The organism is Streptococcus sp. LYSM12 (assembly GCF_004569635.1).
In the GTDB taxonomy this organism is placed as follows: domain Bacteria; phylum Bacillota; class Bacilli; order Lactobacillales; family Streptococcaceae; genus Streptococcus.
On record NZ_SPOZ01000028.1, the window covers coordinates 16,786 to 28,498 of the forward strand.

At 32.9% G+C, this 11,713-nt stretch carries 3 protein-coding genes and 2 pseudogenes; all 5 read right to left on the reverse strand.

The window, feature by feature from the left end; genetic code table 11:
• Nucleotides 1-3: 3 nt before the first annotated feature.
• A pseudogene (locus E4T79_RS09075) lies at nucleotides 4-1,371 on the reverse strand (helicase); the annotation flags it as partial.
• 94 nt (nucleotides 1,372-1,465) lie between these two features.
• Complete coding sequence (gene ltrA / locus E4T79_RS09080) at nucleotides 1,466-3,136, reverse strand: group II intron reverse transcriptase/maturase (protein WP_135029607.1); 1,671 nt, start codon at nucleotides 3,134-3,136, stop codon at nucleotides 1,466-1,468.
• Nucleotides 3,137-3,691: 555 nt separating this feature from the next.
• On the reverse strand, nucleotides 3,692-9,988 hold the full coding sequence (locus E4T79_RS09085) for a helicase-related protein (protein WP_135029609.1): 6,297 nt from the start codon (nucleotides 9,986-9,988) through the stop codon (nucleotides 3,692-3,694).
• Nucleotides 9,975-10,940, reverse strand: coding sequence for a DNA (cytosine-5-)-methyltransferase (gene dcm / locus E4T79_RS09090; RefSeq protein WP_135029611.1), 966 nt, complete (start codon nucleotides 10,938-10,940; stop codon nucleotides 9,975-9,977). The genes E4T79_RS09085 and dcm overlap by 14 nt, the downstream gene beginning before the upstream one ends.
• Nucleotides 10,933-11,713: pseudogene (locus E4T79_RS09095) on the reverse strand (DNA topoisomerase); the annotation flags it as partial. The pseudogene E4T79_RS09095 and the gene dcm, both read right to left, overlap by 8 nt.

An 11,713-nucleotide genomic window follows, 5' to 3' on the forward strand; every position in this document is an offset into this window, starting at 1 on the left:
CCTCTATCTTTCTTGTCCTTTTTCGTTTTTTTCTTGATTTTTATCTTTTTCTTCTTCTGATTTAAATTTAGATATTTGTCCCAATATCGATGGTTTCTCTTCCCTTGCCTGAAGATTATCCTCTACATCATATGTTGATTCAAAATAATCACTATCTTTAAAATCATTGTCATACCTATCTGGTATTCCGTCATTGTCAAGATCTTTTGCTAGTGGATCATAGAAGTTTCCGTCATCATCTATTTCTAGTCCTAGTGCTTGTTTTAAATCTTCTTCATCTACTGATACCAGATCATCAAAACTAGACATCTTTATGGCTTCGGTCATATCTTTAATAGCTTGTGAATTAGATATATCTTCTTCTACAAAAGATTCTGTTCTAATAGCTACATTATCTACATACTGAGTCCATGTTTTTTCTTCCAAATTTACCTCATATTGAATCGAGTGCTTACCATCAGGTGTTTCTGTATAGGCAAGTCCTATATGGCTTAAATCTGGGTATAGTTTGTCAAAATCGTCATAGCTATTAGATTCTGAAAACTCGTAGTTAGAATAATCGACTATCGCCCTCTTTAAATCTTCTAATAATGGTGATTGGTTTTCTAATTCTTCTACTTCTCCCATATCTAAAAGTTTATTAATTTCAGCTAGCCTTAGTGTCTTATCCCTTAACTCATCTGCTTTTTCAAATGGCTTGGTTAATTCTACTTTGGCATTTTCTAAAGATTCTTTATAGTTTTCAAGGTTTTGATTTAATCTATCAAGTCTTGCAGGCATTTTTTCAATGGCATTATCAAGTCTTGTTATATTGCCATCAGTAGAGTTTGAAAACTCTCCGAAGTATTCTGCTTTTCCTAGGAGTTTAAAATTGTGAGTATTAGTCATAAAGTTATATGAAACTTGTAAGTCTAAATTCCTATATTTACCAATAACCTTACTATCATTTATCTTTACCTTTTTTATTTCTTCTAATAGCTTCTCTCCAGCCTCTTTCTTATCTAAAATCTTATTTCCACCAAGACTTATTGAAGTGAATTTTATGTCTTCTTCTCCTAATTTCTCAATACTTGCAATATCTTCCTTGACCGCTTGTATTTCCATCTCAGTTTTTAAAATACTTTGAGGATAAATTTTATTTACCTTATCTTCAAGCTTGTATTTATTAGACTTGTAGTTTGCTTCCAGCATTTTTAGCTTTGTAACTTCGTTATCTAAATCCATTTTTTCTTTAATTATAGGATTGCCTGTAGCCAAAGCCTTAATTTCTGAATAAGATAGACTTGCTTCATCAACATCTTCTGCAACACGCACAGGTGTCTTGCTTGTCATAATTTGGGATATAAATTTCTGCTTATTTTCTATTGTCTGGTCGAGTAGGTCGGGGATATTACTATCCCTTTCCCCTCTAAGAACCGTGCATGAGAGTTTCCCCTCACACGGCTCAAGTTTTTATAAGCCCTAATTAAAGAGCCAGCGTGTTTTCTTCATCATTTATATACAATTTTCTATGACACCAAGGGTGTACTAAAGTTTTAAGGGTAATGTTATTTTGAATTGTTTGATGTACTCTAAAGTCTGTATCAATAGTTATTTTCTCTCCACAAACAGGGCATATTCCATTTTGCGTTTTATACAGTCTATTTATAACTGTACGTCCTTTAAGTTCGTTTCGTATTTTTAACTCTTCTCTTTCTTCAAAGTATATTTGCCAATTTTCATCAAATGGATTTGCTTCAGCTTGTATCTTGGTAAATCTTTTAATATCAGTGTCTGTAGCATATTTAAGACGAAGATAGTATTTCTCGCCATTTTCCATTCTGTCGCCAGTTGCTACACTGAAAGTCCAGGTTCTATTTCCAATGGTATGGAAGTATTTCTTAGCTATCCATTTTCTACCTTTCTTTGGGTGTCTACGAACGCACCAGGTCCACAAGCTTTTATATATTTCATAGTCAAGTTTTTCAAAGGCTTTAGATGAAACATTATATTTCTGATAGTTTACCCAACCTATAATGATTGGATTTAATTTTCTAATCAAAATTTCTTGTTTCATTGACGGATTATCTTTTATGATTCGTCTGATTTTATCGACAATAGCCTTGAAGTTCTTATCAGATGGTTTTGTAAGCAACTTATCTTTATACATCCTAATATTAACTCCAAGAAAATCAAAACCTTCATTTATGTGTGTTATGAGTGTCTTTTCCTCTGATAATTCTAAACCTCTTTCAGCCAAGAATTTTACAATGATTGGCTTTACACCATTTTCAAGCAATTCTGCACTTTCCCCTGTAACGATGAAATCATCTGCATATCTAACAAAGTTAACCTTTGGGAAATATGTTTTCTTATTTACTGTTCTTCTATGGTATTTCTCTTTGATTGCTTTTTCTAAACCATCTAATACCATATTGGAAATAATAGGTGATATTGGCGAGCCTTGGGGACTTCCTGTTTCTGTTGGAAATAGTTTTTGCTTTTCTATATATCCACACTCAAGCCAGAGTTTTAATAATTTCTTGTTCATTGGGATATTATTTAATATCCATTCATGACTTATATTATCAAAACAACCTTTTATATCTCCCTCAAGTACCCATTTTGCAGATTTCTTTTTATTAAGTGATGTAAAACACTGCTCGATAGCATCTTGTGTACATCTTTTTGCCCTAAATCCATAAGAATTAGGGTCAGCAGTAGTTTCTGCTATTGGTTCAAGTGCAAATTTATATAGGGTTTGCATTGCTCTATCTGTCATTGTAGGAATGCTAAGAGGTCTTTTCTTCCCATTTTTCTTTGGTATATACACTCTTTTAAGAGGTTTAGGTTTATATCCTCTTAAGTTTAACTTTCCTATTGCATTATACTTTGCCTGTGGTGTTAGCCATAGTTCGCCATCAACACCACTTGTTTTCTTGCCTTGGTTTTCAGTTACCCTCTTAATAGCCAAGGCTTTTGCATAAAATGAAGTTGTGAGTAAATGCTGTAAAGATTTTACCTTTCCGTATTTACTCATTTTCCACGCTTTCACAATACGCATTTGTAGTTTTTTAACATAGCTTTCTGCTACTGAAAAATCTATACTTTCCCAGTCTTTAGCTCTGTTGGTAGTAGCACACATTTTACTGTTCATTTGCTTTCTCCTTTCAAAAATTCTACAAGTTCTCTTGTGATTAAAAACCAAATGGAAGTCTGCACTCTTTCAAGTTAGGGCAAATTTTGAACCCCTATCCATCTCATTACAAGATGGCATTCGCTTTTTCCATTATCCTTTACCTGCACCATTATCAGCATTTCTTACGATTTGCCTTGCCTTTTGGCAACGGTACAGGCTTACCATGTTCCACTTAATTAACATTGATAACTTAGGCTCTACCTCTCTGCCGGTAGTCATTTTGTCCGTGTAATCCCACTATGGAAAGGATTATCCGACTACGCACCATTTTGGTTCAGGCTTGTCAGCAACTTTAGCCTGTTCGCTTTAACGGCATTTATCAGTAGTTCACATATGTTAGCCATATTATCAAACCTTGCTCCCTAACCGCCTTGTTGCTGGCAGTTTCGGTATTCCCTCACGGTTCAACCTCAAGTAGGGCTACTTTAATATCGGCTTACCACACCTAAGTGCAGTCGATACTTGGCTCAACTAACGGAATAGTTAGTTTGGTCATTATGCCAAACAGTTAAATTAAGCGACTTCATGTCGCACCCATAAATAGGCATCAAAAGTATTTTCTGTTACATATCTAAAGATATTTACCTTATCATTTTCATTACCTTGACGAACAATTCTACCACTTCTTTGCTCTAGGTCAGACGGTCTCCATGGGACGTCTAAATCGTGTAAGGCTATTAATTTATTTTGTACATTTGTACCTGCTCCCATTTTTTGAGTAGATCCTAATAATACTCTTACTTCTCCTCTTCTTACCTTAGAGAACAATTCATCTTTTTGTTTGTCTGTATCTGCTTCGTGGATAAAGGCTATTTCATCTTTTGGTATTCCCATATTCACTAGCTTGTTTCTAATATCATCATAGATATTAAATTCACCATCTCCTTTTGGTGTAGACATATCTGAAAACACTAATTGTGTCGATGAATTTTCTTTTGTCTTATCCCAGATCGAAAAGATATTTTTAACACATACATTAACCTTTGAATTAGGATCATCTGGAAGTAGTGGATTTATTAATCTTTGGTCAAGGGCAAGTTTTTTACCATCATTTGTAATCTTTAGCATATTGTCTTCTGTTGGTTCGACTTGGTTATTTCTAACCGCGTCAGCTCTTTCTGAAATAGCTTCTAATATTTCTTTCTGTTCCTCAGTAGGTTTTGTTTTAATAACTTCGAAGTTTGCTTCTGGTACTGGCAAATTTAACATATCTGAAGTCTTTATATCTGCTACTTCTTTAAACATGCTCATCAACTCTGGCAAATTATAAAACTTTGAAAATCTTGTCTTTTGCCTATATCCAGTACCTTCTGGAGATAATTCAAAGGTGTTTTCTGTTTCTCCAAAAGTAGAAGCCCAAGCGTCAAAATGTTCTAATCCCCTTGCCTTTAAATCATCATACTGAAGGTATCTTTGCATGGTATAAAGCTCTGTCATTGAATTTGATATTGGTGTACCAGTAGCAAATACAACTCCCTTTCCATCTGTCATTTCATCCATATACCTACATTTCATATACATATCTGAAGACTTAAAGGCTTCACTCTGACCGATACCCGCAACATTTCTCATCTTGGTATGCAAAAATAAGTTTTTGTAATTATGAGCTTCGTCTATAAATAACTTATCTACTCCTAGTTCTTCAAAGGTTATTACATCATCTTTTTTAAAGTCATCAGTTAGTTTTTCAAGTCTTACCAAGAGTTTCTTCTTTGTCTTTTCCAGTTGTTTTACTGTAAAATTTTCTCCTCTATTTCTTTTGTTCTCATCAATAAAGGAAACTATATCATCTATTTGGTCTTGTATATGCCTTACCTGGTATTCCTTAGACATTGGTATTTTTTCAAATTGAGAGTGTCCTATGATGACTGCGTCATATTCTCCCGTTGCAATCCTACCAATAAATCTTTTCCTATTTTTAGGTTGGAAGTCTTTTTTATCGGCCACCATAATATTTGCTGACGGATATAATTGCATAAACTCCCTACCAATTTGAGTGGTTAGGTGGTTAGGAACTACAAATAATGATTTACTTGCAAGTCCTAACTTTTTAGATTCCATAGCAGAAGCTACCATTTCAAAAGTTTTTCCTGCTCCCACAACATGGGCAAGTAATGTATTTCCACCATAAAGAGTCCTTGCTATGGCGTTTTTCTGATGCTCTCTAAGTCTGATTTCAGTATTCATTCCATCAAAAGTTAAGTTAGAACCATCAAATTCTCTATTTCTAATTGAATTGAATTTTTCATTATAAATCTTTTCTAGCCTATATCTTCTATCAGGATCTTCAAATATCCAATTCTTAAATTCTTCTTTAATCAGTTCTTGCTTTTGACTTGCAAGCATAGTTTCTTTTTTATTCAATACAGAAGTCTTAGACCCATCATCATTTATTACTTGGTCAAATACCTTCGTATCTTTTAGATTAAGAGCATTTTCAATTAGCTTATAGGCATTTACTCTGCTTGTACCATAAGTCATGTTAGCAAGGTCATTAGTCGAGTCAACACTTTTACCTTCAATATTCCATTCACTTGTATGTGGTGAGAACCTAACATTTATATTCCACCTATCATAACCTGGTGTTTTTAAAAGATTAAAAGTAAAGTCTTCTATATCTTTTTGAGGTATCCAAGTTGCTCCTAACCTTACATTTATATCAGAAGCAGTAAGTTCTTCAGGCATAACTTCTTGTAACTTTTCTCTTTGATATTTGAGTTTGCCTAACTCGTTTAATAATGTGTCTTTCTTCTCAGAAGGTGCTAAATCTATTACATTTTCAATTTCTCCGATATATGAATTGAGGTAACCAATCTTTTCTCTAATATTGCCACTTAAATACTCATCAGCCGATACATATGAAAAATGAAATGGATCGTCATTGTCAAAATTCTCAAAGGGCATTCTGTTATTTATTAGGTCTGTGTCCTTAATGTCTAAAAAAATCTCGCCCTCAAGCTCACCAATTAAGGTGTCTCTATCTTTATTAGTGATAGATTCCATATATTCAAAATCTACATATCCTTTTTGTGAAACTGATAAGACTAAAGCTTCAAGAGAAGTATCTACATGGTCTACTACTTTTGCCTTTGTTATTGTTCTTTTTGAGAATATATCACTCTTAGCTTTGAAATTATCCTCATCATCAAGTATTTCTATTGATGAAACCAAAGGAAAGTTTGAGTCTTCCTTTAAGGCTCTAGTATTTGATAAGGAGTTAATAAAGCCATGTTTCTTTGAAAAGTTATCATAGACTTCATTTAACTTTGCTTGTGACTCTTTTATTTCATCGTCTGAAAAATAGTCCTTTTGTTTTTCTATTACATCTTTTAAAGCATTCATTACATCAAGATAATCTTTTATCTTTTCTTTATTTTTATCTGATATATTCTGCTTGATTAAGACTGAGTTTTCTCTTAGGTAGACCTCTTCATCAATAATAGTGTAAGAAAAATTCTTAACATCATCTGTTGCTGGAAGACTTAATTCTTCATCTTCCAATAGTTCGACCTCTTCATATTTTGAATTTGAAGATATTTCCTTACTTGCAAGATCCATTAAATCCTTTAGATTTTCGTCTTCTTTTTCATCACAAGTAATAGTATTTCCAAATCTACCAGATACTTCTTTCATATCCCCTAATACCATTTGAGGATTATCTACAAAGTATTTATTGTAAGTCAAACCCTTTTTATCAGTTTCTAGGTGTATCCAATCGTCATCTCTTTCTATAACTGAATCTCTCTTTTTTAAGAAAATAATATCTGAAGTAACTTCTGCACCAGCAAGTCCTTTAAATGTTGTATTAGGAAGCCTCATAGCTCCTAAAAACTCACATCTTGCATTAATATATTTTCTAACAGATTCATCTTTTTTATCCATAGTTCCAGATGATGTTATGAAGGCAATAATTCCTCCATTCCTAACCTTATCTATTGACTTTGCAAAAAAATAATCGTGAATCAGAAAGTTATTTCTGTTATATTCACGGTCGTTAACTTTAAAATCTCCAAAGGGAACATTTCCTATAACTAAGTCAAAGAAATTGTTTGAGAAGTTTGTTTCTTCAAAGCCTTTAATTTGAATGTTAGCTTCAGGATAAAGTTCTCTTGCTATTCTTCCGCTTAGACTATCCTTTTCTACTCCATATACTTTAGAGCCTTGTATTTCACTTGGCATATTACCAATAAAATTACCGACCCCTGCAGATGGTTCAAGGATATTCCCAGTCTTAAAACCCATATCTGTTAGAGTCTTATATATTCCATCCATTACCTCTCTAGGTGTATAAAAGGATGTTAAAGTAGACTCTTTAGCATTCAAATACTCTTCATTTGTTAGATTTTCCTTTAAAATATTCCTTGCTTCAAGCCATTGACCTCCCTTTTCTTCATCAAAGACATCAGCAAGACCACCCCAACCTAGATAGTCAGCAAGATAGGCTTGTTCATACTCTCTTGGACTCCTATTTTCATTTTCAAGTCTTTTGAGCATTTTAATAGCTTTGATATTTTTATCTAACTTTTCTGATGGTGTTAGGTATTCTGAGTAAATATGATTTTTCAAGTCATAATTTCTAGCAAAACTTAGCCTTTCCTTATTAGGTTCATAGCCTAGATTTTTTAAATCCTCTTTACCCCTCAATAAGTTTTCGGCTGCTTCCCTTGGGACATCATACCTATCCATCATTTGGTCAATTTCTGGATTGTGGGTATCAATAAAGCTTTCTTGCTCTACTTGTCTTTCAATTTGATTTTCATGCTCAGATAATTTGTATATCTCATAGTTTCCACTATCTAAAAGGTCATCAATCTTTCTACTTTCTTCAAATGTTTCAGCCTTATATAAGGGGATTTCTTCTCCATTAACTTCTACCTTAGTTCCTGTTTCAATTAATTTAATTCCATTAAAGGTATTCTCATCTTCTAAAATAAATTCCTTACCAACTTTTACTGCTAGTTTTTCTGATGTTTGACTTAGATTTTCAAAGATTTCTTCAAGGTATGAATCGTTTCTATATGGAATTACTTCCGAACCCCTAATCATACCTCCCATATACTCCATATTATCTCTAATGGTTACAGTTTTAAGTCCTCCACTTAGTTCATCAAAATCTGTAATGGTAAAGTCCTTATCTTTATATCTAACCTGATCACCTATCTTAAACTTAGGCTCTATCTTTTCCTTAACTTCTTCTTGTGAAGCTTTTTCCTCACTTAGTGCAACTTGCTCTTCTAAATATGAAAATTCACGCTCATTAACTTCTTCACCATCTCCAAGGTCAATTCTATAATGTTCGACAACTTCGCCGTCTACATAGTGATCAAAATAGAATTTGAAATATCCGATATAATCATCAGTCATTTCTCCAAATTCATTTTCTCCATGAGTTTGATTATGGTCTTTAATATCAATATCCTTTTGTCTTAGGATATTGATTAAGTCTTTAGTTACTATCTGCCCACTATAATCGGGAACTAATTCGTGATTTTCATTAAATTCTACAATCCAGTAATCTTTTCTATTTTCAGTGTTTTTGCCATCAAAAAAAGAAGCTTCATCAGCTTCCTTTTCTGGACTTATTTCATTTTCTAAGCTTCCACGTATTCCTTGATTGCCATTTTCTTCACTGTTGCCATCAAGTTGTTCATCTGTCCTTGGTATTCCTCTGGATTCCCTCTCATCATTTTCTCTGTCAATCCTTGTGCTTTCATCATCTTGACTTTCTCTCTCTTGATAAAGTCCACTGCCTGATTCTGAATTTCCTTCAGGTGGTTCAAAAGTGTTTTCTCCTCGTACATTTTCTGAAGTTTCTTCCAGTTCTCCATGTCTTCGCTCCCTACCAGGTAAGACAGTCTTAGAACTGCGTATGTTGGATTCGGAAATCTCTCCATAAATTCCAGATCCTTCTCCATCATGTCCAAGGTTTTCTCTTCGATCTTCATTGCTATTTCTTCTGTCGCTTCCATCTGTGAAAACTCGTCCATCTCTACTTCTTGACCTATCATCTCGTCTATATAAATCATCTTGACCTCCTCTATCTTCATTTATATTTTCTATATCTCTATTATAGTCGCCACCGGCCCTTTCTGTCAGCAGCCTAGCACGATCTATTTCCTTAGATTTTTCTATTGTTCTATCTATAATATCTTCACTAACCCTTGATATTACAAGACCTATCTGCTCTAAAGAAATTGTATTAATCCTCGAAAAATTATTTTTTAAATTTTCCATATCCATAGGATAGACTGTATTAAACCTATTAGCTACCGCATAGGATATTGAGTCCCTCATAAACTTTTCAAAACTCAGTCTATCCTCTATATCTATCCTCAAATCAGCAAGAGCCAAGTTAATATATTCATCTCCATAAATTCGACTTAAAGAAAATATATTTTCATTGAGTGAATCACTAGCTTCAAATGAAGAAGCATTTATTATTTCTTTTAAAGCCTCATTATGGTTTTCGTGATCAAACTGCCATAAGCTAACCTCATTAATATTCCTATCCATTGATGTGGTCTGACTAATATCAAAGATATATGAAACTTTTTTGTTTACATCACTTCCAACTAAAATTGGAATACCCTTCTCTCCTCTCATAACAACTCTGCCAAAATATTTTTTCCACATATCAAAGGTTGCACAAGCTCTAGCTTCAGGTTCTTTGTTATATATACTTAATTGGCTAGAAAAATCATATTTCTGATTATTACCTATAACTTTTAAGAGTTTTAAATATTCATTTTCATCTTGCAAAACTTCATACTTTATTGCTTCTTGTATATTCTTAAAATCATTTACTTGCATTTCCTACCTCCATTCTATGAATTTCTTTTATAATCGCCATTAACACATCAACCACAATAGAATTGCCGGACTGCTTATATAGTTTGCTTGAAGTGCAATTTTTTCTTCTTGGATGTGCTTTTTCTAATTTATCTATATCACTGTCATCAAAACCCATGAGTCTTAGACATTCTCTTTCTGTTAAATACCTATACTGACCATTTCCAATATCTATTATTCCAGAATTAGGTACTCTCATCTGCTTTGTAGAAATAGTATAAGAAAAATCTTTAATCACTTTTAGTCGCCCTCTAAAACTGTTATTTATGCCTTTATTTAAAAATTTCAGCATATAAGGTTGGGTCATTGTATAAAGTTCACTTACATCCTTTTCTAAAAATTCACTTAGTGGTCTTGTTTCTTTCCTCTCCAATTTATTAAAAGAAAAATTATTTGCTCCAAGACATGAAACAACAAATATCCTCTCCCTTTTTTGAGGTATGCCAAAGTCCATTGCATTTAAGATTTTATACTTGCTTTCATATCCTAGGCTCTCTATCTCTTTTAGATAAATAAAAAAGGAGTCCCTCATATTTCTATCAAGGACTCCCTTTACATTTTCCCAAATTATCCATTTAGGTTTTTCTTTCATTTCTTTAATTATTCTAATTGTTTCAAATAGTAAGCTTGATCTAGTTCCTGAGTTTTTCACTCCTCCTTGCTTTTTTCCAATTCTTGAAAAGTCTTGGCAAGGACTTCCATGAATAACTAAGTCTATCTTCACTTCAGGAGCTTTATATCCTACTACTGATTTTGCTTTATAATTTTCTCCATAAAGTGCATTGTATGATTTAACACAAGCCTTATCTATTTCTACATAATCAACTACCTCATAAGGTATCTTTAAATTAATAAAAGCCTTTCTAATAGCACCTATGCCACCGAAAAGCTCTAATATTTTTACCTTATTCATTTAGATTATTCTTGTACCTATCTACAAGCTCCCTTATACTATCTTCTATTTCTCTTAAAAAGTCTTCTTTATCAACTTCACCAGAGCTAATCTTTGCAAGTTTCATTTCCCATTCAGATGTTGTTTCAGCCGACTTAAACTTATCCTCTACAATCGATACAAGTCTATTGCCTTTTTCTGTTACAAGTAAGTTTTTCTTATCTCTTCTTATAAGATCCTTATGAATAAGATTTTCAATAATTCCTGCTCTTGTGGCTGGTGTTCCTAAGCCTTTTCTTTCCACTTCTATGTCTTTATCCAAGGATTCTACTCCTGCACTCTCCATAGCCTTTAAAAGTGTATCTTCATTATAATGACTTGGGGCTTTGGTGAATTTCTCCGATATATTTTTAGAAGTTAGCCTAATTTTATCTTCAGTCTTTATATCTGGTAATTCATTTTTTGTTTTTCTTTTCCATAGCTCTTTAGATACTTGGTATAACCTTCATCGATTATAGTCTTGCCACTTGCATTAAAGTTAAATTTATCATATTCATATCTGATTTTTTTACTAGATTCCTTTAAGTTATCCGAACATGAAGCAAGTAATTTATTCTTAATTAGATTATAGATTTTACTTTCTTTATCAGATAAATCTTTGGCTTTTCCAATACCTGATATAGTAGGAATAATTGCATAGTGGTCTGTAACCTTAGATGAATTAAAAATAGACTTAAAGTTTGATTCATTAACCTTAAAATCTTCTTCAAGTCCTTCTAATAATTCTTTCATAG

Excerpts from the sequence above, each read along its gene's own strand:
- E4T79_RS09085 (WP_135029609.1), bottom strand. The coding sequence starts at position 9,988 with ATGCAAGTAAATGATTTTAAGAATATACAAGAAGCAATAAAGTATGAA.
- ltrA (WP_135029607.1), bottom strand. The coding sequence starts at position 3,136 with ATGAACAGTAAAATGTGTGCTACTACCAACAGAGCTAAAGACTGGGAA.
- dcm (WP_135029611.1), bottom strand. The coding sequence starts at position 10,940 with ATGAATAAGGTAAAAATATTAGAGCTTTTCGGTGGCATAGGTGCTATT.